This window comes from Luedemannella helvata (genome assembly GCF_039528415.1).
Taxonomy (GTDB): Bacteria; Actinomycetota; Actinomycetes; order Mycobacteriales; family Micromonosporaceae; genus Luedemannella; species Luedemannella helvata.
Genome location: NZ_BAAALS010000001.1, coordinates 132,817 through 159,625, shown reverse-complemented (window position 1 = coordinate 159,625; position 26,809 = coordinate 132,817). Strand labels below are relative to the sequence as shown.

The window sequence follows — 26,809 nt, the reverse complement described above, 5'->3', positions numbered from 1 at the left end:
CCTTTGGCGGTGTAGGGGGTCGCGGCGCTCGCCATTGTCGTGACTTTGGCGGTGTAGGGGGTCGCGGCGCTCGCCATTGTCGTGACTTTGGCGGTGTAGGGGGTCGCGGCGCTCGCCATAGTCACGACTTTGGCGACCGGCAGCAGCCCCGAACCCGCACCCCCGAACCCGCACCCCCGCGACGGCATCGCCCAGTCCGCGCAGCGCCCAGGCACCCGCGCGACAGGCGAGCATGCCGCACGGTGCAGCCGGTGTGGTCGTGATAGTGACCGTCGCCACACGCGAGCGTTAGCAAAATGTTGCTGAAAGTTTGCGGCAAGCTCTTTGCAAATCCCGCCGCCGTCCGTAGGTTTCGTGTCTGTAACGCGATCCCCCCCGGTCGTTCGGAGATCGACCGTCCCCCTTCTTCTTCAGCTCAACGAGGAGTGCAGATGCGACGGCGCAGCATTCTGACCGCCGGCCTGCTGGCTGGCGCGTTGATCGCGGGCACCGCGGCCTGCGGCAGCAGCGACGACAACACGACGAACACCCCCGCCGCCGAGCCCGAGGGCACGGTCACCTGGTGGGACACATCGGATGCCACCAATGAGGCGCCCGTTTTCAAGGAACTCATCGCCAAGTTCGAGGCCGCGAACCCGAAGATCAAGGTCAACTACGTCAACGTGCCGTTCGACCAGGCCCGTGACAAGTTCAAGACGGCCGCCCAGAGCGGCGCGGGTGCCCCGGACGTCATGCGCGCCGAGGTCGCCTGGACCCCCGAGTTCGCCTCGCTGGGCTACCTGAGCCCGCTCGACGGCACCCCCGCCCTCGACAAGGCCGACGACTACCTCGCCGGCCCGGTCGGCTCGACCAGGTTCAACGGCAAGACGTACGCGATCCCGCAGGTGACCGACACGCTCGCGCTGCTCTACAACAAGAAGCTGCTCGCCGACGCCGGCATCGCGAACGCGCCCACCACCATGGCCGAGCTCAAGGACGCGGGCCTGAAGCTCAAGGCCAAGAAGGTGGAGGGCCTCTACCTCAACCCGGGCGGCTACTTCCTCCTGCCGTTCATCTACGGCGAGGGTGGCGACCTGCTCAACGTCGACAGCAAGAAGGTCACCGTCAACGCCCCGGAGGCCGTGAAGGGCCTGGAGACCGTGCAGGACCTGATCTCCTCGGGCGCGGCCGCCAAGCCGGCCCTGACGGACGGTTACAACAACATGCAGACCCTGTTCAAGGAGGGCAAGGTCGGCATGGTGATCAACGGCCCGTGGTCCGTCGCCGACGACCTGTCCGGCGCCGCGTTCAAGGACAAGTCCAACCTGGGCATCGCCCCGATCCCGGCCGGCACCTCCGGCAAGGCCGGTTCGCCGGTCGGCGGGCACAACTACGCCATCTACGCGGGCTCGAAGGTCATCCCGGCCGCTGAGAAGTTCATCGCCTTCATGAACTCCGCCGAGAGCCAGGCCTTCCTCGCCGGCAAGCTGGGCCTGCTGCCCACCCGCACGAGCGCGTACGACCTGCCGGAGGCCAAGGCCAGCGAGATCGTCACCGCGTTCAAGCCGGTCCTGGAGAAGGCCACCACCCGCCCGGCGATCCCGGAGGGCGGCTCGCTGTTCACCCCGCTGGATACCCAGTACATCAACGTGCTGAGCGGCAAGGCCTCGGCCCAGCAGGGTCTCGACGCCGTCGCCGAGGAGTACAAGAAGCTCCTCAAGGGCTGGAGCTGACGCACGGTCCGCACCACGGTGGGCCGGCCGGGGAGACCTGGTCGGCCCACCGGGCGCCGTCCCCTCGCGTTAACAAGGAGGCCGTCATGGCGGGTTTCGCTCGCCGCTACTGGTACGGACTGGCCATGGTCACCCCCGTGGCCCTCGTGCTCGTCACGCTCGTCGGCATCCCGCTGTTCCGGGGTGTCTACCTCTCCCTGACCGACGCCACCGAGGCCAACGTCGGGCGCACCATCGGCGTGAACGTCATCCCGCCCAGCTACGAATTCGTGGGCCTGCGCAACTACCTCGACATCCTCAGCGGCCGCGAGGGCGACTTCTACGGCGTTCTGCTGTGGACGGTCATCTGGACCGCCGCCTGCGTCTTCCTGCACTACTCGCTCGGACTCGGACTGGCCACGCTGCTCAACCGCCCGATGCGCGGCCGCACGGTCTACCGGGTACTGCTGATCCTGCCGTGGGCGGTGCCGACGTTCGTCGCCGCGTTCGCCTGGCGCTTCCTGCTCAACAGCGAGTTCGGCCTCTTCAACACCCTGCTCAACCTGGTGGGCGTCGGGCCGGTCGGGTGGCTCGAGTCGCCCCTCATGGCGCGCGTCAGCGTCATCATGGTCAACACCTGGCTCGGCGTGCCGTTCATGATGGTCGCCCTGCTCGGCGGCCTGCAGGCGATTCCGCGCGAGCTCTACGAGGCCGCCGAGGTCGACGGCGCCTCCGCCTGGCAGAAGTTCCGCAACGTCACCCTGCCCGGGCTGGCCAACGTGTCCGGCACGGTGATCCTGCTCGGCGTCATCTGGACGTTCAACCAGTTCGCCGTCATCTACCTGGTCACCCGTGGTGGCCCGGGCCGCTCGACGGAGATCCTTACGACGTTCGCGTTCCGGGAGGCGTTCGAGGGCATCCGTGACTACGCGGGCGCCGCGACCTACGGCGTACTCATTCTTTCGATGTTGTTGGTCTTCGCCTCGGCCTACCGCCGGGCCCTGCGCCGGTCGGGAGAACTCACATGAGCGCCAAGCGTTCCCCGTGGAAGTCGGTCCTGCTGCACGCGACGCTGGTCACCGCCAGCATCATCGCGATAGCGCCGATCGCGTGGGTCTTCCTGACCTCGCTCAAGCCGCGCGACGCGTGGCAGTCATCGCGGGTCACCCTGTTCGACCGGCCGAGCCTGGACAACTACACCCAGTTGCTGGCCGACACGAACTTCCTGCGATGGATGATGAACTCCGTCGTGGTCAGCCTTTTCACCACGCTCATCGCCGTCGGACTCGCGGCCACCACCGGGTACGCGCTGTCGCGCCTGAAGTTCCCCGGCCACCGGTCGTTCGCGATGTCGCTGCTCGTGGTGCAGATGTTCCCGGCCGCGATCCTGATCGTGCCGTTCTACAACCTGATGGCGAAGCTCGGCCTGCTCAACTCGTACGCCGGACTGGTGCTCGCGTACGTGACCGTGGCCGTGCCGTTCTGCGCGTGGATGCTGCGCGGGTACTTCGCCACCATCCCGGTCGAGATCGACGAGGCGGGCCTGATGGACGGGCTCAGCCCGTTCGGCGCGTTCGTGCGTCTGATCCTGCCGCTGGCCCGCCCGGGCATCGCGGTGGCCGCGTTCTACTCGTTCCTCACCGCGTGGGGCGAGGTCGCGTACGCCACGACGTTCCTCGTCGGCGACGAGAAGCTGACACTCGCCGCCGGTCTGCAACAGTTTGTCGGCCAGTTCAAGGCGGAATGGGGTCTCATGACGGCGGCGGCCGTACTCATCACCATCCCGGCCGCGGTCGTCTTCCTCACCGTGCAGCGCAACCTGGTCGCCGGCCTGACCGCCGGCGGCACGAAGAGCTGAGGGTTACCACATGCCAACCGCTTCCGAGACCGACCTCGCGCGCGACTGGGCCCGCGACGCCGTGATCTACGAGGTCTACGTGCGCAGCTTCGCCGACCACGACGGCGACGGCGTGGGTGACCTGCCGGGCCTGACCGCCCGCCTGGACTACCTGGCCGCCCTCGGCGTCGACGCCGTGTGGCTCACGCCGTTCTACCCGTCGCCGTGGGCCGACGGCGGGTACGACGTGGCCGACTACCGGGCCGTCGACCCGCAGCTGGGCACGCTGGACGACTTCGACGCGCTCGTCGCGGCGGCGCACGAGCGGGGCCTGCGGGTCATCATCGACATCGTGCCCAACCACACGTCGGCACAGCACCCGTGGTTCCAGGCCGCGCTCGCGGGCGACCGGGAGATGCGCGACCGGTACGTCTTCCGGTCCGGCCGCGGGGAGGAGCCCCCGAACAACTGGCAGTCCATCTTCCGCGGCCCGGCGTGGACGCGGCTGCCCGACGGCGAGTGGTACCTGCACCTGTTCGCCTCCCAGCAGCCGGACCTGAACTGGGAGCACCCGGCCGTACGGGCCGAGTTCGAGTCGATCCTGCGGTTCTGGCTCGACCGCGGCGTCGACGGCATCCGCATCGACGTGGCGCACGGCATGATCAAGGCGGCGGGCCTGCCCGACGCGGTGGACGCCGGCACGGAGCTGCTGGAGGGCGACGCCCAGCCGTACTTCGACCAGGACGGCGTGCATGAGATCTACCGGGCGTGGCGCTCCATCCTGGACACCTACGCGCCGCGGCGCATCGCGGTGGCCGAGGCGTGGGTGCCCAACCAGGCGCGCACGGCCCGTTACGTGCGCCCGGACGAGCTGCACCAGGCGTTCAACTTCGAGTTCCTGTCGACCCCCTGGTCGGCGGCGGACTACCGCCGGGTCATCGACGGCTCGCTGGCCACCATGGCCGCGGTCGGCGCGCCCACCACGTGGGTGCTGTCCAACCACGACGTGGTACGCCACGCCTCGCGGCTCGCCGCGGGCATCGGCGGCGCGGCCGGCGGGGCGACGGGGGCCGGTGACCCGGCGGCGACCGCCGACCCGGCGGTGGGCCTGCGCCGCGCCCGGGCGGCGATCCTCGTGATGCTCGCCCTGCCCGGCTCGGTGTACCTGTACCAGGGGGAGGAGCTGGGCCTGCCCGAGGTGTTCGACCTGCCGGCCGGGGCGCGCCAGGACCCGATCTTCGCGCGTACCAACGGGGCGGAGCTGGGCCGGGACGGCTGCCGCGTGCCGCTGCCCTGGTCGGGCGACGCCGCGCCGTACGGCTTCGGCCCGGCCGGGTCGCGGCCCTGGCTGCCCCAACCGGCGACATGGGCGCGGCTGTCCGTCGAGGCGCAGGCGCGCGACGCCGGCTCGACCCTGTCGCTCTACCGCGCGGCCCTCGCCGAGCGGCGCCGGCTGGCCGGGCTGGGCGACGGCGTGCTGCGCTGGCTGCCGTCCCCGGCACCCGACACGCTGGTCTTCGCCCGCGACGCGGCGGAGTCGACCGTCGTGTGCGTGGCCAACCTCGGCGCGACCGCGGTACCGCTGCCCGCCGAACTGCCCGCGCCGCTGCTGACCAGCGGACCCTGCCCGAACTCCGGCGAGCTGCCGGCCGACACGACCGCGTGGTTCGTGCTGACCGGGGGCGCGGGACCGGACGGCTGGACAATCACGTGACCCGGTACGGGCCGGTAGAGTTCACCGGCGTGAAGGCTCGGTTGGCCGACATCGCCGCCCAGGCCGGTGTCAGCGAGGCAACGGTCAGCCGGGTGCTCAACGGCAAGCCCGGGGTCGCCGACGGCACGCGCGACGCCGTACTCACCGCTCTTGACCTGTTGGGCGGTGAGCGGCCCGCGCGCCTCAAGCAGCGACGCCTCGGGCTCATCGGCCTGATCATCCCGGAGCTGGACAACCCCATCTTCCCGACGTTCGCGCAGGTCATCGAGCGCGATCTGACCCAGGCCGGCTACACGACCGTGCTCTGCACGCAGTCGCCCGGCGGGACGACGGAGGACGACTACGTCGAGCTGCTGCTCGAACGCGCCGTCTCCGGCATCGTGTTCGTCTCCGGCCTGCACGCGGACACCAGCGCGGACCCGACGCGGTACGCCAAGCTGGTGGCGCAGCGGCTGCCCATCGTGATGGTGAACGGGGCGGCCCCTTCGGTGGACGCGCCGTTCATCTCCTCCGACGACGCGGTGGCCGCCGAACTGGCGGTCGCCCACCTGGAGTCGCTGGGTCACAAGCGCATCGGCCTCGCGGTCGGCCCGGAGCGGTTCGTCCCGGCACAGCGCAAGGCGGCCGGGTTCGAGAAGGCCACCTCGTCACGGGGCATGGCGGCCTCGGTGGTCCATTCGCTCTACTCGGTCGAGGGCGGCTACGCGGCGGCCGGGCAGCTGCTCGACGCGGGCGTCACCGCGATCACGTGCGGCTCGGACCTCATGGCGCTCGGCGTGATCCGCGCGGTGCGCCAGCGCGGGCTCGACGTGCCGGGCGACGTGTCCGTGATCGGCTACGACGACTCGCCGCTGATCGGATTCACCGACCCGCCGCTGACGACCGTCCGCCAGCCGGTCGCCGCGATGTGCCGGGCGGCGGTCCAGGCACTCCTCGACGAGATCGCCGGAGTGCCCGTCCCGCGTACGGAGTTCTTCTACCGGCCCGAACTGGTCGTGCGTTCCTCCACCGGCCCGGCCCCCGCCTAGCCGTTTTGTGGACATTTTGTGGAACCGATGCGACACGGTCCCGGCGGTGACTACACGTCCGGGCGGTCCCACCACAACGTCACGATTTCTATCGGCCGGCCGTCGATGGTGTTGAGGTCGCGCGGGTCGGCCGGGTCGACGCCGAGGTCGATCAGCGCCTGGGCGAGTTCGCCGACGCGTTCGGGCGGCACGCACACGCGTCGCGCGGTGGCCGCCACGAGCGCGCCGAAGTCGGGGTGCGGCGGGCCGGGCGGCCGGGGCCGGCGCTCCTCGTGCACGTCCAGCCCTGCCTCGGCGAGGACGGCCGCGGCGTCCGCGGCGGTCGGCCCGGTGGGGCGCGCCAGGTCGTGCAGCTCCATCCACAACGGCGCGAGTACGCCCATGGGGTGCGCGTTCGTCAGTTCCATGACGACCCGACGGCGCGCGTGGCGGGTCAGTTCGGCGGCGAACCCGGCGAGGTCGGGCGCGTTGTAGGCGACGTGGTGGCAGACGACGACGTCGGCGGTCGGGGTCTCGGGGGCGACGTCCGGCCACCGGCCGACGATCGTGGTGGTGGGGATGCCGGTCGGGTCGGCCCGTTCGCGGAGCGCGGCCAGCATGGCCTCGTTCGTGTCGACCGCGATCAGCTCGGTCATCTGCGGGGCGAGGGGCAGGCTGGCGGCTCCCGCACCGGCTCCCACGTCGAGCACCGTGCCGGTCGGGGTGAGCGCCTCCCGGGCGCGGGCCGTCGACGGGCTGTCCTCGGCACCGATCGCGAGCGCCTGATCGGCCCGGCGGGCGAAGGTGCCCACCTGGTGCTCCCAGGGCGACTGGGCGACGGCCGCGAGAATGTGCTCGGGCACCGCCCACCCGGAGAGCTGTTCCCGCCACCACGTCTCCGCATTCCCCACCGCCGCATCCTGCCCTACACCCCCCGCCCCCTGCCCCATACCCCCGTCCGCCCGCGCCCCGCTGGTGCAAGCCGACGTTTGGGCGGTTCCGCGTGTTACGGCGGTGTGGAATTCCACGCGGAACCGCCCAAACGTCGGGCGGAAGTCGTGCGGGCGGGGCGAGGGGCCGGGTGGGGACGGGGTTGGTGTGAGGGTCAGGGTGTTGTCAGGAATGCGGTGTCATACTCCCGGCGTGATGCTGTCGCGGCGGTGGGCCGGGTTTCTCGTGCTGGTCGGCGTCTGGACCTGGGTCATCTGGCCGCGGTTCGGCAAGGCGATCTGGGACGACCCGCGGTCGTGGCACGGGGACACGGGGTCGCCGACCAGCTTTCTGTGGATCCACGCGCTGCTCATCGGAGCGTCGCTGACGATCGGCACGGTCGTCGGCGTCCTGGGCATCAAGGGGTTCCGCGCGGCCGCGCGGGACAGGGATTGAGAGGGAGTCACGCATGGAGGCCTTGCGGCTGATCCTGTTGTACGCACACCTGATCGGGTTCGCCCTGTTGCTGGGTGCCTCGGTGATGCAGTATCTGACCGGGAAGACCCGGATCAACCAGGCGATGTTGTGGGGCGTGAGCATCCAGTTGGTGACCGGCATCGGCCTCGCGGCGCCGCTGCGGGGCGGCGGTGACAACGAGCCCGACCCGATCAAGTTGGTCGTGAAGCTGCTGATCACGGTGGCCCTGTTCGCCATGGTCTTTTTCTCGCGTAAGCGGGAAGAGGTGAGTAAGGGTCACTTTATGGCGATCATCGGTCTGACCTTGGTGAACGCGGCTGTTGCCGTGTTCTGGAGATGACGGTTCGACGCACCTTAGAACTTCCCAAAACGCCATAAGATCGGCGTAACATCCGTCCTACTGCGTGGCTTCCGTCACGCGGGACACGGAACCATCACGAGCGGGTCACCGTGTGGCACAGGCTGCCTAGATGTCCACCATTTGGGCACTCAGCGCGGTTACGCTCCCGCTTATAAAGCCGGCGCGTAAGACGCGCTTGGCCTGTGGGGAAGGAGATGCGTCTTGCGCCCAGTGCGTGGGATGAGGCTTGTCGCCCTTGTCGCTGTCGGGGGCCTGACCCTCGCAGCGTCGGCATGTGGCGAGAAGCCCACCGAGAACGGCAGCACCGCCGCCAGCCCGACCGGCAAGGCGTACACGGCCTGCATGGTGACCGACCAGGGCGGCCTGGACGACAAGTCCTTCAACGCGAGCGCGTGGAAGGGCCTGGAGAACGCCAAGGCCAAGAACCCGGCAATCCAGATCAAGAATGTCCAGTCCAAGACCGAGGCCGACTACGAGCCCAACCTCAACGGGTTCGTGCAGCAGAAGTGCGACTTCGTCCTCGCGGTCGGCGGCCTCATGTCGACCGCCCTGGAGAAGGTCGCCAAGGCCAACCCGAACCAGCAGTTCGGCATCGTCGACGCCGGCTCCACGCTGCCCAACGTCCACACGATGCAGTACCGCACGGAGCAGGCGGCGTTCCTCGCCGGCTACCTGGCCGGTGGCATGACGAAGTCGGGCAAGGTGGCCACCTACGGCGGTATGAAGATCCCGCCGGTGACCATTTTCATGGACGGGTACGCCGACGGCGTCGCCGAGTACAACAAGGTGAAGAGCAAGACCGTTCAGGTGCTCGGCTGGAACAAGGCCAAGCAGACGGGCACGTTCACGGAGGACTTCGACGCGCCGGACAAGGGCAAGGCGAAGAGCGACGCGTTCGTCGCGCAGGGCGCCGACATCATCCTCCCGGTCGCCGGCAAGACCGGTACGGGCACGGCCTCGGCGGCCAAGGCCTCGGGCGGCAAGTACTCCGTGATCTGGGTCGACCAGGACGGCTGCGTGAGCAACGCGGAGAACTGCCCGGTGTTCCTCACCACGATCGTCAAGAACGTCACCGACGCGGTGACCGACGCGGTCGTCAAGGGCGCGGGCGGCGAGGACCTCAAGGCGCCGTACGTCGGCACCCTGGCCAACAACGGCGTCTCCCTGGCGCCCTTCCACGATTTCGAGGACAAGGTCCCGGCCGAGCTGAAGGCGGAGATCGACAAGCTCAAGGCGGACATCATCGCCGGCACGATCAACGTCAACTCCCCGGCCGCGCCGAAGTAGTTACAGCCCGGCCCCCATGGTGAGATCATGCGCACCATGGGGGCCGGCGTCGGTCGACCCGGTGCCCGTGCGGTAAGGAGGCCCCGCTGAAACTCGAACTGCGCGGCATCACGAAGAGGTTCGGTGACGTGGTCGCGAACGACCACATCGACCTCACGGTCGAGCCCGGCGAGATCCATGCCCTGCTCGGCGAGAACGGCGCGGGCAAGTCCACGCTGATGAACGTCCTGTACGGGCTGCTCCAGCCCGACGAGGGCGAGATTCTCATCAACGGCGAGCCGCGCCACATCAAGGGCCCCCGCGACGCCATCCAGGCCGGCATCGGCATGGTGCACCAGCACTTCATGCTCGTACCGGTGTTCACGGTCGCGGAGAACGTCATGCTGGGCGCCGAGCGTGCCCGCGGCGGCCCGCTCGGCATACTCGATCGCGCCCGCGCGCGGCGCGACGTGCGCGAGGTCTCCAACAGGTACGGGCTGCGCGTCGACCCGGAGGCCATCGTCGAGGACCTCCCCGTGGGCGTACAGCAACGGGTCGAGATCATCAAGGCCCTCACCCGCGACGTCGACCTGCTCATCCTCGACGAGCCGACGGCCGTGCTGACCCCCAACGAGACGGCCGAGCTGCTCGAGGTCATGCGCTCGCTCAAGGCGGCCGGCAAGTCCATTGTCTTCATCACCCACAAGCTCAAAGAGGTCAAGGCGATCGCCGACCGCATCACGGTCGTACGCCGGGGCCGTACGGTCGGCACCGCGGCCCCCGACGCGAGCGAGGCGGAGCTGGCCTCGCTCATGGTCGGCCGCCAGGTCATGCTGCGCGTCGAGAAGGTCCCGGCGGAGCCGGGCGAGGTGGTGCTCTCCGTCGCGGGCCTCGCGGTCGCCGACGAGCGCGGCCACCGCGCGGTCGACGGCGTCGACCTGGAGGTACGCGCCGGCGAGGTGCTCGGCCTGGCCGGCGTGCAGGGCAACGGGCAGACCGAGCTGGTCGAGGCCGTCATGGGCCTGCGCCACGCGCTGGCCGGCACGGCCACCCTGAACGGCGAACAGCTGCTCGGCCGGCGCACCAAGGACGTGCTCGCCTCCGGCGTCGGCTACATCCCCGAGGACCGCAGCGTGGACGGCCTGATCAAGGAGTTCACGATCGCCGAGAACCTGATCCTCGACCAGTACGACCGGGAGCCGTTCGGCTCGAAGCTCGCGCTGCGGCTGGACCGCATCGACGCCGCGGCCCGGCAACGGGTTGAGGAGTTCGACGTGCGTACGCCCTCCCACCAGGCGCCGGTGAGCACCCTGTCCGGCGGCAACCAGCAGAAGGTCATCGTGGCCCGCGAGATGTCGCGGCCGCTGACCCTGCTCGTGGCCGCCCAGCCCACGCGTGGCGTGGACGTCGGTTCGATCGAGTTCATCCACAAGCGGGTCATCGCCGCGCGCGACGCCGGCGCGGCCGTCCTCCTGATCTCCAGCGAACTCGACGAGGTCATCTCGCTGGCCGACCGGGTGGCGGTCATGTACCGGGGCCGCATCCTCGCCACCGTGCCGGCGACCGAGTCGCGCGAGCGGATCGGGCTGTTGATGGCCGGCATCACGGACGAGCCGGAGACCACCGAAGGGGGCGGGGAGTGATCCTCGACCAGGAACCCGAAGGCAGCGCCAGCTCCCCCGACAAGGAGCCCGCCGGGGCCGAACACTTCCCGAAGGAGACGGCGGCCACCGCGCTGCGGACGACCGACGCCGCCGAGGTGCCCGGCCCGCCGGCCGGCAACCGGTTCATCGCGGCGCTGTGGAGCGCCAACACCGTCACCGTCACGGTGCTGTCGCTGGTGCTCGCCATGGTCATCGGCGGCGTACTCATCTGCCTGTCCGACCCGGACGTGACCGCGACGTACGGGTACTTCTTCGCCGCCCCCGGCGACGCGCTGTCGGCGAGCTGGTCGGCGATCAGCGAGGCGTACGCGAACCTGTTCAAGGGCGCGATCGTCGACCCGGCGGCCGTCAGCGGCTGGCTCAACGGCGAGAACACGATCTGGCTCGCGCTGTATCCGCTGTCGGAGACGCTGACCTACACCGCGCCGCTGGTGTTCACCGGCCTCGCCGTCGCGCTCGCCTTCCGGGGCGGCCTGTTCAACATCGGCGCGCAGGGCCAGGCCATCATGGGCGCGGCCGTCGCCGGCCTGGTCGGCTTCGGGCTGCACCTGCCGCCCGGCCTGCACGTGATCCTGGTGCTGATCGCGGGCGCCCTGGGCGGCGCCGTGTACGGCTTCGTGCCGGGCATCCTCAAGGCGCGCACCGGGGCGCACGAGGTCATCACCACGATCATGCTCAACTACATCGCCCTGTACTTCCTGTCCTGGCTGATCGTGCAGGACGGCGTACAGGACCCCAACCGCAGCGACGCGATCAGCAAGCCCGTCGACTCCACCGGCCTGCTGCCCAAGCTGGCCGGCGGCGACCTGCGTGTGCATCTGGGCATCCTGCTCAGCGTCGGGGCCGTGGTCGCGGTGGCGTGGTTGCTCAACCGCGCCACGTTCGGCCTCGAGCTGCGGGCCGTGGGCCTCAACCCCGACGCCGCCCGTACCGCCGGGATGAGCGTCGCCGCCACGTACACCGGCACGATGGTCATCGCCGGAGCGCTGGCCGGCCTGGGCGGCACGACCGTGCTGCTCGGCACCGCGGGCGCGCTGACCGGCTCGGTGGCGGGCAACATCGGCTTCGACGGCATCACGGTCGCGCTGCTCGGCCGGGGCAAGCCGTGGGGCGTCCTGCTCGCGGCGCTGCTGTTCGGTGCGCTACGCGCCGGTGGCAACCGGATGCAGTCGTTCTCCGGCATCCCCGTCGACCTCGTCGACGTGCTGACCGCCCTGATCGTGCTGTTCATCGCGGCTCCGGCGCTCGTACGCTCCGTGTTCCGCCTGCGGGCCGGCCGTACCGGCCGCCTCGAGACCACCGTCGCGAAGGGCTGGTGACATGACGACCGTCGTGGCGGATGAGGCGCCTCATGTGGTCGTGCGCCCGAGCTTCTGGACCCGGGAGCGGCGGGCCGGCGCGGCGTTCGTCGCGCTCGGTATCGTCGCGGCGGTCCTGTTCGGGCTGCTCGCCCATGCCCAGACCGACGCCAGGTTCGTGCTCAGCGAGAACGCTGAGGGGGCGACCCTCACGATCCCGGGTCGGGCCGGCGCGATCGTGTTCGGACTGGTCACTGTCGCGGCCGGGGTGGCGCTGCTCGCGCTGAACGCCAGGCGGTTCTTCGCGCTGCTGGTCGCCGTGGCCGCGCTGGCGCTGGTGCTGTCGCTGCTGTGTTCGCAGGTCTCCGCCGCGGATGAAGGGCTGCAGTTCATGCCGGTGATCAATGTGATCCGGCAGACGATCGGGGTGTCCGTGCCGCTCGTGTTCGGGGCACTGGCCGGCGTGCTGTGCGAGCGGTCCGGTGTGATCAACGTGGCGATCGAGGGCCAGTTGCTGCTCGGGGCGTTCGCGGCGGCCATGTTCGCGACGGTCGCGGCCAGCGTGTGGGTCGGCGTGGTGGCCGGCGGCGCGGCGGGCCTGCTCGTCGGGCTGCTGCTCGGCTTCTTCGCCATCCGCTACCGGGTCGACCAGGTCATCCTCGGCGTCATCCTCATCGTGCTGTGCACGGGCCTGACGGGCTTCCTGTTCGAGCGGGTGATGACCGACGACGCGGAGCACTTCAACGCCCCGGCGCAACTGCCGATCATCGAGATCCCGCTGCTGGGCGACATTCCCGTGCTCGGGCCGATCCTGTTCCGCTGGAACGCGCTGGTCTATCTGGTGTTCATCCTCGGCGTACTGATCCACTTCGGGCTGTTCGGGACGCGCTGGGGCCTGCGTACCCGGTCCGTGGGTGAGCACCCCACCGCAGCCGACACGGTGGGCGTGCGGGTGCTCGGCCTGCGGTACTGGAACGTCGCCGTGGCGGGCGTGATCGCCGGCATCGGCGGGTCGTACCTGGTGCTCGACGCGGGCTTCCAGTTCAGCAAGGGCATGAGCGCCGGCAAGGGCTTCATCGCGCTCGCCGCGATGATCTTCGGGCGGTGGAACCCGCTCGGCGCGATGCTGGCCGCCCTGCTCTTCGGTTTCGTGGAGGCTCTGCAGACGTTCCTGTCCACGATCGGCAGCCCGATCCCGTCGCAGTTCCTCAGCATGGCGCCGTACCTGATCACCATCGTCGCCGTGGCGGGCCTGGTCGGAAAGGTGCGCGCCCCGGCCGCGGACGGTAAACCGTACGTCAAGGGATGACCTTAACCTCGGCGTGATGCAATGGTCCTGTGCAGCAGGTGGAGATCGACTGGCCCGCGCTGCGGGCCGCGGCCGTCGACATGATGGGCCGCGCGTACGCGCCGTACTCGAAGTTTCCCGTGGGCGCCGCCGCGCTCGTCGACGACGGGCGGGTGGTCACCGGCTGCAACGTGGAGAACGCCGCGTACGGGGTAGCGCTCTGCGCCGAGTGCGGGGTGATCTCCGCGCTGCACGCCACGGGCGGCGGCCGGCTGGTCGCGCTGGCCTGCGTGGACGCGGCCGGCGCCGCGCTCATGCCCTGCGGGCGCTGCCGGCAGTTGCTGTGGGAGCACGGCGGCCCGACCTGCCTCGTCGACGCGCCGGACCGGCCGCGCAGCATGTCCGAGCTGCTCCCGTTCGCCTTCGACGTGGCCGACCTGGCCGAGATCACGGGTGTGGGCGACCGGCCCGGCGAGACCGTCACGGACGCCGCGGTCGACGTGCCGGCGGCGCTGCGCGAGTGGATCGGCCGGGGCACGGTCTTCGTGCACACCGACTGCGACGGCGGGCAGCCGGTGTGGAGCGCCTACTGGGAGCGGTCCGCGGGCGCGGACGAGACCGAGGCCGGCATCCTCGAGGAGGGCGCCTACTGGCCCACCTCAACCGCCGCCGTGGCGTGGGGCCGCGTCCGCACCCCCCGGGTCGTCGTCGTGGAGTCGGACGGCTCTCTCGCGTGGGCCGGCGAGGGCCCGCCGCCCCCCGAGATCGGCGAGGAGTTCCCGGCGTGACGGAGCCGTTCGCCGCCGTTGACGTGATCCGCGCCAAGCGGGACGGCGGCGTGCTCACGGACGCGCAGATCGACTGGGTCGTCGACGCCTACACCCGGGGCGTGGTCGCCGACGAGCAGATGTCGGCGCTGGCCATGGCGATCCTGCTCCGCGGCATGACCGGCCCCGAGATCGCCCGCTGGACCGCCGCGATGATCGCGTCGGGGGAGCGGCTGGACCTCAGCTCCGTACCGCGCCCGACGGTCGACAAGCACTCCACGGGCGGCGTCGGCGACAAGATCACGTTGCCGCTCACCCCGCTGGTCGCCGCGTGCGGCGCGGCCGTGCCGCAGCTGTCCGGCCGCGGCCTCGGCCACACCGGCGGCACCCTGGACAAGCTGGAGGCCATTCCCGGCTTCCGGGCCAACCTCGGCAACGACGAGTTCATCGCCCAGCTCACCGCCGTCGGCGCGGCCATCTGTGCGGCCGGCGAGGGCCTGGCCCCGGCCGACCGCAAGCTCTACGCCCTGCGCGACGTGACCGGCACGGTCGAGGCGATCCCGCTCATCGCCAGCTCCATCATGAGCAAGAAGATCGCCGAGGGAACCTCCGCGCTGGTCCTCGACGTGAAGACCGGGTCGGGCGCCTTCATGAAGGAGCGCGCCGACGCCACCGAACTGGCCCGCACGATGGTCCAGCTCGGCCACGACCACGGCGTCCGCACGGTCGCCCTGCTCACCGACATGTCCACCCCGCTGGGCCTGGCCGTCGGCAACGCGCTCGAGGTCACCGAGTCCGTCGAGGTGCTCGCCGGCGGCGGGCCGGCCGACGTCGTCGAGCTGACCCTGGCGCTCGCCCGCGAGATGCTCGCCGCCGCCGGCATCGACGGCGTGGACCCCGCGGACGCGCTGCGCGACGGCCGGGCCATGGACGCCTGGCGGGCCCTCGTGACCGCCCAGGGCGGCGACCCGGACGCGCCGCTGGCCACGGCCCGCGAGGTGGAGACCGTGCGCGCCGACCGGGACGGCTTCGTCGCCGCCGTCGACGCCATGGCGATCGGCGTGGCCGCCTGGCGGCTCGGCGCCGGCCGCGCCCGCAAGGAGGACCCGGTCAGCGCCGCCGCCGGCGTGCTGCTGCACCGCAAGCCCGGCGACCGGGTGCGCGCCGGCGACGTGCTCTACGAGCTGCGGGCCGACGACGCGGGGCGGATCCCCGCGGCGCGTGATACCGCCGCGGGGGCGGTGGAGATCGCCGCCTCCCCGCCCGTACTCCCTGGTCTTGTTCTCGATCGGATAGCCGCAGGAGGTCCGTGATGGCCGAGCTCATCGGGCAGCCCACCCGCATCCCGGTGCCGGGCGGGAAGATCATTGACGAGTATGTCGGGAGAGCGAGCACCGGCGACGCGGGCGTGTCCGTGGCGCGCATGGTGGCGCCCGGTGGCTGGACCGAGCCCGCCCAGGCGCCCGGCTTCGACGAGATCACGCTCGTGCTGCGGGGCAGCGTGCGGGTCGAGACGGCCGACGGCGTGTACGACGTCGGCGCCGGTCAGGCCATCCTCACCCGGGCCGGCGAGAGGATCCGGTACACGACCCCGGACCCGGAGGGCGCCGAGTACGTCGCCGTGTGCGTGCCCGCCTTCAGCCCCGAGACGGCCCATCGTGACCCGCAGTGACGCTCTCGCTTTCGTTTCGCGCCCCGTGGGGCTACAGTCGCGGCCTACAGACGCGGCGCACGACGTAAGGCGAACCAACGGTGGCCATTCCCGTTCCTGATCCGCAGCGGGTACGCGCGGCGAGCCTCGACGAGCTGCGCCGGCTGAACCTCCCGCTGCCGCCGGAGCAGTTCCCGCTCGTCTGGGACGCCTCCGACACGGTGGAGTTGCGCTCCGTCGCCGAGCTGGAGGCGCGCACCGCCATCCTCAATGTCGTGCTCGCCCGCTGCTTCGGCATGCCCTCGGCCGCCGCGACCGCGTGGCTGCTCGACGCGCGCCTGCTCGAACACCTCACCAAGCCCGAATGGCACTTCCTCTCCTCGGGCGAGGGCGACCACCGCTCGTTCGCCCTGCACCTGGAGGCCCTGTACGCGCTGGCCTGGCTCGTCGGCCTGGTGCCCCGGCTCGACCCCGCCCAACCGGCGCCCGACACGCTCGTGCCGCAGCTGCCCCACCTGCCGTCCAAGGAGACGTACGCGGCCTGGCGCTCCCGGACCCTGCCGGCGGCCCGCCCGGCCGACGAGGCGGCCCGGGCCCTGGACCTGTTCTACTGCCTGGACTGGGCGTACCTGGAGGCGGAACGGCAGCGCGTGCGGCTGCCCGGGCTGATCGACTCGAACGCCATCGGCCAGCGCCGGTGGGCGCTGGAGTGGGCCGTCGTCTTCCGCGGCGACTACCACGGCGACCCGCCCGGCTGGGAAGAGGTGGATCTCTCCACCTGACCCGCTGGCCGGGTTGTGGATTCTTTAGGTCGTCATACCGCTCGAAGAATCCATAACCCTCTCGGGCGGGTCGGTGGGGGCCAGGCGGGCGTGGAGGCGGCGGAGCGGACCCGGCGCCCACCAGTTGTGCCGGCCCAGGAGCGTCATCGTCGCCGGGACCAGCAGGCAGCGCACGATCGTCGCGTCGATCAGGACCGCCACCGTGAGGCCCAGGCCGATCTGCTCGATGTTGCCCAGCTTCGCGGCCGTGAAGCAGCCGAAGACGATCACCATGAGCAACGCGGCCGACGTGATGACCCGGCCGGTGTGCTGCAGGCCGCGGCGGACGGCGGTGTCGGTGTCCGCCCCGCCCGCGACGTACTCCCGGACGCGGCCCAGCAGGAACACCTCGTAGTCCATGCTGAGCCCGAACGCGAACGCGATGACGACCACGACGACGAACGGGTTGAGCCCGCCGACCGTCAGCGTGTCGAGCGGGCCGCTGCCCCAGCCGTACACGAACACCGCGGTCATCACGCCGAGCGTGGCGCCCAGCGAGATGACGTTCGCCAGGATCGCCTTGATCGGGATGACCAGGGACCCGGTGAACGCGAACAGCAGGACGAGCATGGCGAGCAGGGTGACCGCGGCGGCGGCGGGCAGGCCCCGGCGGATCAGGTCGATCACGTCCGTGAGGACGGCCGCGTCACCGGTGACCCAGGCGTCCGTGCCGCCCGTGAGGCCCGCAGGGCGGTCGGCGCGCAGCCGCCGTACGAGTTCCCGGTCGGCCGGCGTCTGGCCGTCTCCGGCGACCTGGAAGGCCACGGACGACAGGTTGGCGCCGGCCGCCTTGGCGGGCAGGACGGTCACCACGGCGGGGTCGTCCGCGAACCGGGCCGCGTAGGCGTCCAACGCCTCGGGCGTCGTCCTGGCCACCACGGTCACGGTCGGGCCGTTGCTCTGGCCGAAGCGGGCGTTCAGCGCGGTGCTGACGTGCTTGGCGGCGACCGAGTCGGGCACTCCCGCCGCACTGGGCAGTTGGGCGTTCGTGAACAGCAGCGGCGCGCCGACGGCCAGCAGGACCAGTCCGGTGCCGAGCGCGACGAACCAGGGCCGCCGCTGTACCCCGCGCGCCAGCCCCGCGAAGAAGCCCCGGTCCACGGCGCCGGCCGCGGCCGCCCGCTGGCGGCGGGACGGGCGGATGCGGCGGCGGCCGATGCCGATGAGGGCGGCCGTGAGGGTGATGGCGACCAGCATCGCCACGAGGGCGATCGAGACGCCGGCCGCGCCCAGGGCGGCCAGGCGCGGCAGGCCGAACAGGAGCAGGCCCGAGATGGCGGCCGCGACCGTGAGGGCGCTGAACAGGATCGTCCGGCCGGCGGTCGCCCAGGTCCGGGCGACGGCCTCCACGGGCGGGTGACCGGCCGCCAGCTCCTCGCGGTAGCGGGCCACGAGCAGCAGACCGTAGTCCACGGACAGGCCGAGGCCCAGCAGCGTCACGACCGTCATGCCGTCCTGGTCGACCGTCGTGACCATCGAGAACCCCAGCAGCACGGTCATCGACGCGGCCACGGAGACGACCGCGGCGAGCACCGGCAGGCCGGCCGCCACCACGCCGCCGAACACGATCACGAGGACCACGAGGCTGAGCGGCAGCGAGACCAGCTCGGCGGTGTTGAGGTCGGTCCTGAGCACGTCGTTCTGCTGCTTGCTCAAGGCGGGTGCCCCGCCGACCCGCACGCTCGACCCGGCCGGGAGCGCGGCTGCGAGCGTCCGTCCCTCCGCCTCGATGGCGTGCACGGTCTGGTTGCGGCCGTTGCGGTCGAGCCTGCCCAGGGTGACGACGATGAGCAGTCCGTGCCGGTCGGCGGCGAACAGCCGCAGGGCCGCCCCGCGGGGCAGGCCGGGTGCGAACGGCTGGGTGACCGTGTCCACGCCCGGCAGCCCGGCCAGGCGGGTGGCGCCGCGGGTCACGGAGGTCGCCACCGCGGCCGTGGCCGGATCGACGGGGCCGGTGGGCGCCCCCGCGCCCGCGCCGCCGCCGGCCAGCAGGCTGGCCGGCGGGATCAGCTCGGTCGGCCCGAGGTCCACGAGTACGTGCACCGTGCCGGCCGACCGGTTGCCATCCGCGAGCACCGCGTAAGCCCGGACGGATTCGGCGGAGTCGGGCACGGTGTTGCCGTCGAGGCGGTTGAACAGCGGGCCCAGTGAGGCCATGCCCGCGAGGACGGCGAGCACCCAGGCAGCGAGCACCCACCAGCGCCGCCGGAAGCACCAGGCTCCCAGCCGGCCCAACCAACCCCCGCCCACGCCCGGGCACTCTACGGGTCTTCGCGCCTGCGGTAGAGCCCGACACGGACGGCCGCCGTGACCGTTTTGGGCGCCGCCCAGGTCCCGGCGATGGCGGCGAGGTCGGCCGGGGAGCGGTGCCGGGCGCTCGGGCCCATCGCCACGACGGTCAGGGCGTCGGCGGGCGACAGGGTGAGCTCATGCGCGTACTCCCATGATCCCTCGGAGCGGAACCACCGGTCGAGGGTGCGCGACAGGCGGACGTCCTTGTCGGGGTCGACGGTCAGCAGGCCGAACGCGGACACCAGCTCCGCGAGGTGGTCGGCGCGGGGCGTGACGACGAGCAGCGCGCCGCCGGGGCACAGCACCCGGTGGAACTCGGCGCCGTTTCGCGGGGCGAAGACGTCCAGCACGAGCGCGGCGCGCCCGTCGCCGAGCGGCAGGCCGCGCCACGCGTCGCAGACCACCGAGGCCGCGCGCGGGTGCGCCCGGGCGGCCCGGCGCGCGGCGGCCTTCGACACGTCCAGGGCGAGGCCGCGCGCGGCCGGCAGCGCGTCGAGCACGGCGGCCAGGTGGTGGCCCGTGCCGCCGCCGAGGTCGACGACGAGGCCGTCGCCCGCGTCCGCGCAGTGCGCCGCCAGCGCGCGGCTGACGAAGTCGAACGCGCCCGAGTCGAGCAGCTGCGCCCGCGCGGCGACCTGGGCCGCGTCGTCGCCGCCGGGGGCGCGGCCGGCGAGCAGGTTCAGGTAGCCCTGCCGGGCCACGTCGAAGGAGTGCCCACGGGGGCACCGCACGGCCCGGCCGGCCGCCGCGAGCGGCCCGGCGCAGACCGGACAGCGCAGGTCGGGCAGGAGCTGGGCGAGCATGGGTCCTTCCGGCATAGGGTCTGTTCATGGTCGCACTCAGCGAAGACGAGATCCGCACCGCGCCCAAGGCGCTGCTCCACGACCACCTCGACGGCGGCCTGCGGCCCGCCACTGTCCTCGAGCTGGCCGACGAGATCGGGCACCCGCTGCCGGCGGCCGACGCGGGCTCGCTGGCGCGGTGGTTCGCCTCGGCGGCGGACTCGGGTTCGCTGGAGCGTTACCTGGAGACGTTCGCGCACACCGTGGGCGTCATGCAGACGCCCGCCGCGCTGCACCGGGTGGCCCGGGAGTGCGCGCTCGACCTGGCGGCCGACGGCGTCGTCTACGCGGAGGTGCGCTTCGCCCCCGAGCAGCACCTGGAGGCGGGGCTGACCCTCGACGAGGTCGTGGAGGCCGTGGTCGCGGGCTTCGTCGACGGCGCCGCGGAGGCCGCGGCCCAGGGGTACCAGATCCGGGTGGGCACGCTGCTCACGGCGATGCGCCACGCCGCCCGGTCGATGGAGATCGCCGAGCTGGCCGTGCGGCACCGCGACGCGGGCGTGGTGGGCTTCGACATCGCGGGCGCGGAGGCTGGCTACCCGCCCACCCGGCACCTCGACGCCTTTGAATACCTGCAGCGGGAGAACTTCCACTTCACCATCCACGCGGGCGAGGCCTTCGGGCTGCCGTCGATCTGGCAGGCGCTGCAGTGGTGCGGCGCCGACCGGCTGGGGCACGGGGTGCGCATCGTGGACGACCTGGATCTGTCCGATCCGGACAACCCGAAGCTGGGCCGGCTGTCGGCGTACGTGCGGGACAAGCGGATCCCGCTCGAGCTGTGCCCGTCGTCCAATGTGCAGACCGGGGCGGTCGCCTCGATCGCCGAGCATCCGATCGGAGTGCTGCGCGACCTGCGCTTCCGGGTCACGGTGAACACGGACAACCGGCTGATGAGCCGGACGAGCATGTCGCGGGAGATGGCGCTGCTGTCGGAGGCGTTCGGCTGGGGCTGGGCCGACCTGCAGTGGTTCACGATCAACGCGATGAAGAGCTCGTTCATCCCGTTCGACGAGCGGCTCGTGCTCATCAACGAGGTGATCAAGCCGGCGTACGCGAAGGTGCTCGGGTCATAGCGGCGACCTCCCGCAGGATGCGTCGCCCGGACGCGGGCCGGGCACCGAGGTCGCGCTGGCGGTCGCTGATGCCCGGCTCGGCGCGCATCAGGGCGTACCCGCGGCGCACGAGCAGCGCGGGCGGCTTGCGCTTCTCGGACAGGTCGCGGGCCAGGCGCCGCAGGTAGGTCACGGTCCGCGGGCGGCGCAGGGAGTACGCCCCGGCGAGCAGTCCCAGGCGGGCGCAGTCGGCGACCAGCTCGGCCGCGAAGATGCCCTCGGCCACGAACAGCGGGGCGCCGCCCAGTTCGAAGCGTCGGTGGCCGACGCACCGGTCGGCCCCGATGGCGTAGATGGGCACGTCGCAGGCTCTGCCCGCGCAGATTGTCGCGATCGCGGCCAGGGCGGCGTCGTGGTGCCACGAGGCGGGATCGTCCCAATCGACCGCGCACCCGACCGTGGGCAACGTGGGGTCGTCGCCGTCCTTGTAGAAGTCGTCGAGCGCGAGCACCGGCAGGCCGGTTTTGCGTGCGATATACGACTTACCGGAACCAGACGGACCGGCAAGAAGGACAACCCGGGCGATACGTGGCTCCATCGTGGATGCTCCCACCGCGCTGATGATTGACAGAGCGTGACCATCCCATCACGTCACGGGTCGGTCTTGTCCTGGACTTTCTCTTTGACACGCGGCGTGGTGGAATCTCGAAGTCCGGCCGCATCCTGCCGGACGGTGCGTGGTGCCTTGCGAACGGCCCGCGCGACAACGGTTGGGGAAGGGTGGCGAGATGAGCACACGACCGGAGGCCCCTGTGGCGGCCCCGTCTCGCTTCCGTGGCCCCATCGGCTGGCTACGGGACCGGCCGATCTGGACCAAGCTCGGTCTCATCATGATCGTGCCGATTATCGCCACGATCGTCGTGGGCGTGCAGGGCCTACTCGACCACGTCGCGAACGCCAACGCGGCCGACCAGGCCCGCAGCCTCGCCGTGCTCTCCGGCGACGCCGGCCGCCTGGTCGACGAGCTGCAGGACGAGCGGGCGGCCGCCATCATCCTGATCACGGCGCCGGACAGCCAGGTCAACGCCCTGAAGAACGCCTACACCGAGATCCAGGGGAAGACGGACGCCGTCAAGGAGGAGTACCGCTACCAGCGCAGCACGCTCGCGGACACGCCGAACAACGTCGACGTGCTGCTGGCGGACATCGAGGCCAAGCTGGCCGACCTCGCCACGACCCGCCAGGACGTGCTCGAGCGCAGCGGTGCGCGGGCCGACTCCGTGGGCAGCGACTACGACGGTCTCATCGCCAACCTGCTGCGGGTGCGCAACGTGTCGGCTCAGCTGTCGGGCACGCCCGCGCTGACCGACCGGATGCGGGCCGCCTCGGCCGTCGCGGCCGCGAAGGAGTACCTGTCCCAGGAGCGGGTCCTCATCCTGGAGGCGGTCCAGTCCGGCGAGTTCACCGAGCAGATGAAGAAGGAGTACATCGTCCTGCGGGACGCCTTCGCCCGCGCGATGGAGGACTTCCGCTTCAGCTCCAACTCGGCGCAGCAGCAGCTCTACAACGTGACGGTCGCCGGTCCGCAGTTGCGGGAGGGGCGCCGCTACGAGGAGATCATCGACAAGATCACCGGCAACACGATCCCCATGACCGCCGTGCCGGCGGCCAAGTGGGACGAGGCCATGGTCGCCCGCAGCGCCCTCATGAACGACGTCGAGGTGGAGCTCAACGAGCAGGCCACCACGTACGCGACCGACCTGGGCGACGCCGCCCAGCGGGCCGTGCTCATCGAGACCGGCGTCCTGCTCGCCACCCTGCTGCTCGGCGTCCTCTTCGCCTGGCTCGTGGCCCGCTCGATGGCCCGCTCGCTGCGTGACCTGCGCCAGGGCGCCCTCGCGGTCGCGCAGTACGGCCTGCCGCAGGCCGTCGCCCGGCTGCGCGACCCCGCCCTGTCGGGCCAGATGGCGCCGCAACAGATCGCCGCCCAGATCGCTGATCCACTACCCGTCCGCAGCCGGGACGAGTTCGGGCAGGTGACCGAGGCGTTCAACGCCGTCCACCTGGAGGCCGTCCGCACGGCCGCCGAGCAGGCCGCCCTGCGCGCCTCCGTCGCGACGATGTTCGTCAACCTCGCCCGCCGCTCGCAGATCCTGGTCGACCGGCTCATCGGTCACCTCGACCGGCTGGAGCGCGGCGAGCAGGACCCTGACCGGCTGTCCGAGCTGTTCCAGCTCGACCACCTGGCCACCCGGATGCGCCGTAACGACGAGAACCTGCTGGTGCTCGCCGGCGCCGACTCCACCCGCATCCAGCGCGAGCCGGCCGCCCTCGTCGACGTGCTGCGCGCCGCCCAGTCCGAGGTCGAGCACTACACCCGCATCGAGTTCGGCGTCGTCGACCAGGACGTCGAGATCGCCGCGCACTCGGTCAACGACCTGGTGCACCTCGTCGCGGAGCTGTTCGACAACGCGACGGCCTACTCGCCGCCGGACACCGCCGTCATCGTCGAGGCCCGCCGCATGGGCGAGCGCGCGGTGCTGACGGTCGAGGACCGCGGCATCGGCATGAGCTCCGAGCAGTACTCGGAGCTCAACGAGCGGCTCGCCTCGCCGCCCACGGTGGACGTCACCGTCTCCCGGATGATGGGCCTCGTCGTGGTCGCCCGCCTGGCCAACCGCCACGGCGTCCGGGTGGAGCTGCGCCGGGCCCCGGAGCGCGGCACGATCGCCGAGGTGCAGCTGCCGCCGGCGGTGCTCGTGCCCCGCGCGCTCGCCGGCCGTACGGCCACCCCCGCCGGCTTCCCGGCCTCCCGCCCGGCCCCGGCCGAGGTGCCGGCCCGGCCGGTCTTCCCCGCGCCGCTGGCGCTGGAGAGCGGCCCCGCGGGCGTCGGCGCTCCGGTCGGCGCCGGCTGGCCGGGACTCGACGCCGGCCATGGCGGCCCGCCGGACCTGTTCGGCCCCCCCAACGAGCCGTACCCGCCGACGAACTTCCCGATGGGCCAGCCCGGCTACCCGGGCGCGGACCCGCGCTACCCGGCCCCGGCCAGCGAAGCCCCACCGGCGCCCGCCACCCCGTTCGCGCTGTCGCCCGACACGCTCATGCCGCCGATGAACCTGCCGCCGTTGGGCGCCCCGCCCGTCGACGGCCCCGGCTTCGGCGGCAACGGGTTCGGGTCCAGCAACGGCTACGGCGCCGAGCCGCCCGTCCCGGGCAACGGTCGCACCACCGGCGGTCGTCCGCCGGCGTGGCACGACCTCACCGGCGCGACCGGCGGCCCGGCCGCCCCGCCCGCCGCTGCTCCGCCGCCGCCGCCCCCGGCCGAACCGGGCCGGTGGGGTGCCGAGCCGCTGCCGCAGCGGCGCCCCGGCGCCGAGGGCGAGGACACCCCGCTCATCCCGCGCCAGACGCCGGCCTCCCCGGAGGCCTTCGCGGGCCCCGGCAACCCGCCGTACGGCTCGCCGGAAGGCTCCGTGCCCGCCACCCCGTACGGCCTGCAGGCGCCGCCGTTGGGCCGGCCGGCCGAGGCCGACCACGCAGCGGTGCCCCGGCCCGCCGCGCCGCCCGCCTGGCCCCCGGCGTCGGCCCCGCCCGCGCCGCCCGTCGAGCGGGAGACCGCGTCCGACTACACGACCGAGCTGCCGCAGGTGGCCCGCGTGGACGCGCCCCCGCCGTCCGGGCACGCCGACTACTCGCAGTTGCTCGACGCGGCGCCGACGCCCCCGTCGCGGTACGCCGACGACCTGACGATGGAACTGCCGATTTTCCGGGAGCTGGAGTCGGCCTGGTTCCGCGTGACGAGCACGGCGCCGGACGACCTCGACCTGGCGGACGTCGCCTCGGCCACACCGGCGCCGGCCAGCGTCAGCCCGCCGGCGGCGCCCCCGCCGGCCGGCCCGGACGCGCCCTCCAACATCGATGTCGGCGGCGCGGAGCGTTACGTCATCGCCGGCGGTCTGCCGGGCTCATCGGCGACGGCGGCCGGGCGGCCAACAGGTCCTGGCGGAACCGGCGGTGCGAACGGGCCGGTTGGCGAGGTATCGTGGCGCACCATCGCCGACGATGGTTGGGCGGCGGCAGCAGAGGCGTCCAAGCCAAAGGATGGCGGCACGACTGACATGGGTCTCCCGAAGCGGGTGCCTATGGCTCAACTGGTTCCGGGCGGCGTGGACACCGCTTCGGCCGGGGCGCAGCGGCGTACGCCGGAGTCCGTTCGCGGTCTCCTCTCGGCGTACCACCGCGGCGTCCAGCGCGGCCGGTCCGCCCAGGGCAACGGCGACGCCGGCGCTCCGGGCGCCGGGGCTTCTACCGCACCACACCGTGGCAAGGAGCAGGAGGCATGACAACTACCCAGGATCTCGGTTGGCTCTTGGCCAACTTCGCCGACCGCGTGCCGGGCGTCGCCCACGCCATCGCGGTCTCCGCTGACGGACTGTTGCTCGCAGCCTCCCGTGACCTGCCACGCGACCGCGCGGACCAGCTCGCCGCCATCGCGTCGGGTCTGGTAAGCCTGACCCAGGGCGCCTCGCGGTGCTTTGAGGGAGGGGCGGTGCTGCAGACGGTGGTCGAGATGGACAATGGGTTCCTGTTCCTGATGTCCATCTCGGACGGTTCGTCGTTCTCCGTCCTCGCGGCCCGCACATGCGACGTCGGCCAGGTCGGCTACGAGATGGCGCTCCTCGTCGACCGCGTTGGCGAGGCGCTCACCCCGCAGCCGCGGTCCGCCGCATCGGTGATGGGCTAAGCCATCGGCCGGCGAGGAGCAGACGTCGACCGGCGCACGCCGGTACCGGGCACGGGCCAGCGTATGCCGGCCCGGCGAGTAGGAGGAGGTGACGGCATATGGTGATTCCGGGCGACGAACCGACGGGCAGTCTTGTCCGGCCGTACGCGGTCACCGGCGGCCGAACCCGTCCTCGGGTCGACATTGCGATCGAGGCGCTCGTCGAGACGACGGCCCGCGGTCGCGGAGGCTCAGGCGAGAGCATCGGCCACGGGCGCGAGCAGCAGTACATTGTGACGCTCTGCGACGGCCGCCTGCAGTCCCTCGCGGAGATCTCGGCTCGCATGCAACTGCCGCTCGGGGTGGCCCGGGTGCTCGTGGCCGATATGGCGGCCGACGGACTTGTCGCGATCTATGAGCCCGCCTCGCTCGAAGGTAACGACACCGTGGGCACAGAACTGCTGGAAAGGGTGCTGAGTGGACTTCGCAGGCTCTGACATGCACCGGCCCACTGCCGGCCGGGTGACGTCAGCGAAGATAGTCATTGCCGGTGGTTTCGGCGTCGGCAAGACGACGCTGGTCGGCTCGGTCTCGGAGATTACGCCGCTGACGACCGAGGCGATCATGACGTCGGCCGGTGTGGATGTCGACGACACCCGCAATGTGCCAGGTAAGACGACGACTACGGTCGCGATGGACTTCGGTCGTATCTCCATCGACCATGACCTGATCCTGTACCTGTTCGGCACGCCCGGGCAGACGCGGTTCTGGTTCATGTGGGACGAACTGGTGCGGGGCGCCATCGGCGCGGTCGTGCTGGTCGACACCCGCCGGCTGGCCGACTGCTTCGCCGCGATCGATTTCTTCGAGCACCGTCGCCTGCCGTACCTGGTGGCGATCAACTGCTTCGACGGGATGCAGTATCACGACGTCAACGACGTGCGTGAGGCGCTGGCGATCTCGCCGGACGTCCCGGTGTTCAGTTGCGACGCCCGCAGCCGGGAGTCGACGAAGAACACCCTCATCGCGCTGGTGGAGCACGTCCTGACGATGCGCCGTCACCGCGCGGTCGCGCCCGCCTGAGACAGAGCGGCGAAGCCGGCCCCACCTAGGTGCGGGCCGGCTTCC

The 26,809-nt window shown here is 71.8% G+C and carries 24 protein-coding genes; 20 read left to right on the top strand and 4 right to left on the bottom strand.

The window, feature by feature from the left end:
• The first annotated feature begins 431 nt into the window (after nucleotides 1-431).
• The 5 genes from ABD191_RS00750 (at nucleotide 432) to ABD191_RS00730 (ending at nucleotide 6,270) form a co-directional block, all read left to right on the top strand.
• Nucleotides 432-1,712: an extracellular solute-binding protein gene (locus ABD191_RS00750; RefSeq protein WP_344075583.1), complete on the top strand. Its 1,281-nt coding sequence runs from the start codon at nucleotides 432-434 to the stop codon at nucleotides 1,710-1,712.
• Between the two features lie 86 nt (nucleotides 1,713-1,798).
• Entirely contained in the window at nucleotides 1,799-2,719 is a 921-nt protein-coding gene (locus ABD191_RS00745; RefSeq protein WP_344075581.1) for a carbohydrate ABC transporter permease, read from the top strand.
• A complete protein-coding gene (locus ABD191_RS00740) occupies nucleotides 2,716-3,549 on the top strand; it encodes a sugar ABC transporter permease (RefSeq protein ID WP_344075579.1) in 834 nt (277 codons plus the stop codon). The genes ABD191_RS00745 and ABD191_RS00740 overlap by 4 nt, the downstream gene beginning before the upstream one ends.
• 10 nt (nucleotides 3,550-3,559) lie before the next feature.
• Complete coding sequence (locus ABD191_RS00735; RefSeq protein ID WP_344075577.1) at nucleotides 3,560-5,242, top strand: glycoside hydrolase family 13 protein; 1,683 nt, start codon at nucleotides 3,560-3,562, stop codon at nucleotides 5,240-5,242.
• 29 nt (nucleotides 5,243-5,271) lie between these two features.
• Nucleotides 5,272-6,270 carry a LacI family DNA-binding transcriptional regulator gene (locus ABD191_RS00730; RefSeq protein ID WP_344075575.1) on the top strand — a complete coding sequence of 333 codons (999 nt, stop codon included), beginning with the start codon at nucleotides 5,272-5,274 and terminating at the stop codon, nucleotides 6,268-6,270.
• A gap of 50 nt (nucleotides 6,271-6,320) precedes the next feature.
• Here the strand turns inward: ABD191_RS00730 and ABD191_RS00725 are convergent, their stop codons facing one another.
• On the bottom strand, nucleotides 6,321-7,160 hold the full coding sequence (locus tag ABD191_RS00725) for a class I SAM-dependent methyltransferase (RefSeq protein ID WP_344075572.1): 840 nt from the start codon (nucleotides 7,158-7,160) through the stop codon (nucleotides 6,321-6,323).
• A 235-nt stretch (nucleotides 7,161-7,395) separates the two neighbouring features.
• Between ABD191_RS00725 and ABD191_RS00720 the strand changes: the two genes are divergently transcribed.
• The 10 genes from ABD191_RS00720 (at nucleotide 7,396) to ABD191_RS00675 (ending at nucleotide 16,733) form a co-directional block, all read left to right on the top strand.
• Complete coding sequence (locus ABD191_RS00720) at nucleotides 7,396-7,635, top strand: SCO4848 family membrane protein (RefSeq protein ID WP_344076122.1); 240 nt, start codon at nucleotides 7,396-7,398, stop codon at nucleotides 7,633-7,635.
• Between the two features lie 13 nt (nucleotides 7,636-7,648).
• Entirely contained in the window at nucleotides 7,649-7,996 is a 348-nt protein-coding gene (locus ABD191_RS00715) for a hypothetical protein (protein ID WP_344075570.1), read from the top strand.
• 240 nt (nucleotides 7,997-8,236) lie between these two features.
• Nucleotides 8,237-9,304, top strand: coding sequence for a BMP family lipoprotein (locus ABD191_RS00710; protein ID WP_344075568.1), 1,068 nt, complete (start codon nucleotides 8,237-8,239; stop codon nucleotides 9,302-9,304).
• Between the two features lie 128 nt (nucleotides 9,305-9,432).
• The gene (locus ABD191_RS00705) at nucleotides 9,433-10,926 is read left to right on the top strand and encodes an ABC transporter ATP-binding protein (protein WP_344075565.1); all 1,494 of its coding nucleotides are present in this window, start codon (nucleotides 9,433-9,435) and stop codon (nucleotides 10,924-10,926) included.
• Nucleotides 10,926-12,266 carry an ABC transporter permease gene (locus tag ABD191_RS00700; protein ID WP_425560634.1) on the top strand — a complete coding sequence of 447 codons (1,341 nt, stop codon included), beginning with the start codon at nucleotides 10,926-10,928 and terminating at the stop codon, nucleotides 12,264-12,266. Before ABD191_RS00705 ends, ABD191_RS00700 begins: the two co-directional genes overlap by 1 nt.
• A 1-nt stretch (nucleotide 12,267) precedes the next feature.
• On the top strand, nucleotides 12,268-13,554 hold the full coding sequence (locus ABD191_RS00695) for an ABC transporter permease (RefSeq protein ID WP_344075563.1): 1,287 nt from the start codon (nucleotides 12,268-12,270) through the stop codon (nucleotides 13,552-13,554).
• Nucleotides 13,555-13,592: 38 nt separating this feature from the next.
• Nucleotides 13,593-14,321, top strand: a complete 729-nt coding sequence (locus ABD191_RS00690; RefSeq protein WP_344076119.1) for a cytidine deaminase — start codon at nucleotides 13,593-13,595, stop codon at nucleotides 14,319-14,321.
• Entirely contained in the window at nucleotides 14,318-15,613 is a 1,296-nt protein-coding gene (locus tag ABD191_RS00685; RefSeq protein WP_344075561.1) for a thymidine phosphorylase, read from the top strand. Before ABD191_RS00690 ends, ABD191_RS00685 begins: the two co-directional genes overlap by 4 nt.
• Nucleotides 15,613-15,972, top strand: coding sequence for a cupin domain-containing protein (locus tag ABD191_RS00680; protein WP_344075559.1), 360 nt, complete (start codon nucleotides 15,613-15,615; stop codon nucleotides 15,970-15,972). The genes ABD191_RS00685 and ABD191_RS00680 overlap by 1 nt, the downstream gene beginning before the upstream one ends.
• An 80-nt stretch (nucleotides 15,973-16,052) precedes the next feature.
• On the top strand, nucleotides 16,053-16,733 hold the full coding sequence (locus ABD191_RS00675) for a DUF4272 domain-containing protein (protein ID WP_344075558.1): 681 nt from the start codon (nucleotides 16,053-16,055) through the stop codon (nucleotides 16,731-16,733).
• Between the two features lie 24 nt (nucleotides 16,734-16,757).
• On the opposite strand, the gene ABD191_RS00670 is transcribed toward ABD191_RS00675, so the two are convergent.
• Both ABD191_RS00670 and ABD191_RS00665 read right to left on the bottom strand, forming a co-directional pair.
• Complete coding sequence (locus tag ABD191_RS00670) at nucleotides 16,758-19,022, bottom strand: MMPL family transporter (RefSeq protein ID WP_344075556.1); 2,265 nt, start codon at nucleotides 19,020-19,022, stop codon at nucleotides 16,758-16,760.
• Between the two features lie 11 nt (nucleotides 19,023-19,033).
• The gene (locus tag ABD191_RS00665; protein WP_344076117.1) at nucleotides 19,034-19,867 is read right to left on the bottom strand and encodes a putative RNA methyltransferase; all 834 of its coding nucleotides are present in this window, start codon (nucleotides 19,865-19,867) and stop codon (nucleotides 19,034-19,036) included.
• 26 nt (nucleotides 19,868-19,893) lie between these two features.
• On the opposite strand from ABD191_RS00665, the gene ABD191_RS00660 reads away from it, so the two are divergent.
• Nucleotides 19,894-20,979, top strand: a complete 1,086-nt coding sequence (locus ABD191_RS00660) for an adenosine deaminase (protein ID WP_344075555.1) — start codon at nucleotides 19,894-19,896, stop codon at nucleotides 20,977-20,979.
• On the opposite strand, the gene ABD191_RS00655 is transcribed toward ABD191_RS00660, so the two are convergent.
• Nucleotides 20,945-21,469 (bottom strand): ATP-binding protein, encoded by a 525-nt coding sequence (locus ABD191_RS00655; RefSeq protein ID WP_344075553.1) that lies wholly within the window; start codon nucleotides 21,467-21,469, stop codon nucleotides 20,945-20,947. The genes ABD191_RS00660 and ABD191_RS00655 overlap by 35 nt on opposite strands.
• 301 nt (nucleotides 21,470-21,770) lie before the next feature.
• On the opposite strand from ABD191_RS00655, the gene ABD191_RS00650 reads away from it, so the two are divergent.
• From ABD191_RS00650 to ABD191_RS00635, 4 genes are all read left to right on the top strand, one after another.
• A complete protein-coding gene (locus ABD191_RS00650) occupies nucleotides 21,771-25,301 on the top strand; it encodes a sensor histidine kinase (protein WP_344075552.1) in 3,531 nt (1,176 codons plus the stop codon).
• Nucleotides 25,298-25,702, top strand: a complete 405-nt coding sequence (locus ABD191_RS00645) for a roadblock/LC7 domain-containing protein (protein WP_344075550.1) — start codon at nucleotides 25,298-25,300, stop codon at nucleotides 25,700-25,702. Before ABD191_RS00650 ends, ABD191_RS00645 begins: the two co-directional genes overlap by 4 nt.
• A gap of 98 nt (nucleotides 25,703-25,800) precedes the next feature.
• Entirely contained in the window at nucleotides 25,801-26,178 is a 378-nt protein-coding gene (locus ABD191_RS00640) for a DUF742 domain-containing protein (RefSeq protein ID WP_344075548.1), read from the top strand.
• 1 nt (nucleotide 26,179) lies between these two features.
• Entirely contained in the window at nucleotides 26,180-26,764 is a 585-nt protein-coding gene (locus ABD191_RS00635; protein WP_344075546.1) for a GTP-binding protein, read from the top strand.
• Nucleotides 26,765-26,809: the final 45 nt, after the last annotated feature.

Coding starts and splice junctions, on each gene's coding strand:
- ABD191_RS00695 (WP_344075563.1), top strand. CDS start 12,268: ATGACGACCGTCGTGGCGGATGAGGCGCCTCATGTGGTCGTGCGCCCG.
- ABD191_RS00720 (WP_344076122.1), top strand. CDS start 7,396: ATGCTGTCGCGGCGGTGGGCCGGGTTTCTCGTGCTGGTCGGCGTCTGG.
- ABD191_RS00750 (WP_344075583.1), top strand. CDS start 432: ATGCGACGGCGCAGCATTCTGACCGCCGGCCTGCTGGCTGGCGCGTTG.
- ABD191_RS00645 (WP_344075550.1), top strand. CDS start 25,298: ATGACAACTACCCAGGATCTCGGTTGGCTCTTGGCCAACTTCGCCGAC.
- ABD191_RS00640 (WP_344075548.1), top strand. CDS start 25,801: ATGGTGATTCCGGGCGACGAACCGACGGGCAGTCTTGTCCGGCCGTAC.
- ABD191_RS00745 (WP_344075581.1), top strand. CDS start 1,799: ATGGCGGGTTTCGCTCGCCGCTACTGGTACGGACTGGCCATGGTCACC.
- ABD191_RS00680 (WP_344075559.1), top strand. CDS start 15,613: ATGGCCGAGCTCATCGGGCAGCCCACCCGCATCCCGGTGCCGGGCGGG.
- ABD191_RS00740 (WP_344075579.1), top strand. CDS start 2,716: ATGAGCGCCAAGCGTTCCCCGTGGAAGTCGGTCCTGCTGCACGCGACG.
- ABD191_RS00710 (WP_344075568.1), top strand. CDS start 8,237: ATGAGGCTTGTCGCCCTTGTCGCTGTCGGGGGCCTGACCCTCGCAGCG.
- ABD191_RS00665 (WP_344076117.1), bottom strand. CDS start 19,867: ATGCTCGCCCAGCTCCTGCCCGACCTGCGCTGTCCGGTCTGCGCCGGG.
- ABD191_RS00735 (WP_344075577.1), top strand. CDS start 3,560: ATGCCAACCGCTTCCGAGACCGACCTCGCGCGCGACTGGGCCCGCGAC.
- ABD191_RS00715 (WP_344075570.1), top strand. CDS start 7,649: ATGGAGGCCTTGCGGCTGATCCTGTTGTACGCACACCTGATCGGGTTC.
- ABD191_RS00635 (WP_344075546.1), top strand. CDS start 26,180: ATGCACCGGCCCACTGCCGGCCGGGTGACGTCAGCGAAGATAGTCATT.
- ABD191_RS00660 (WP_344075555.1), top strand. CDS start 19,894: ATGGTCGCACTCAGCGAAGACGAGATCCGCACCGCGCCCAAGGCGCTG.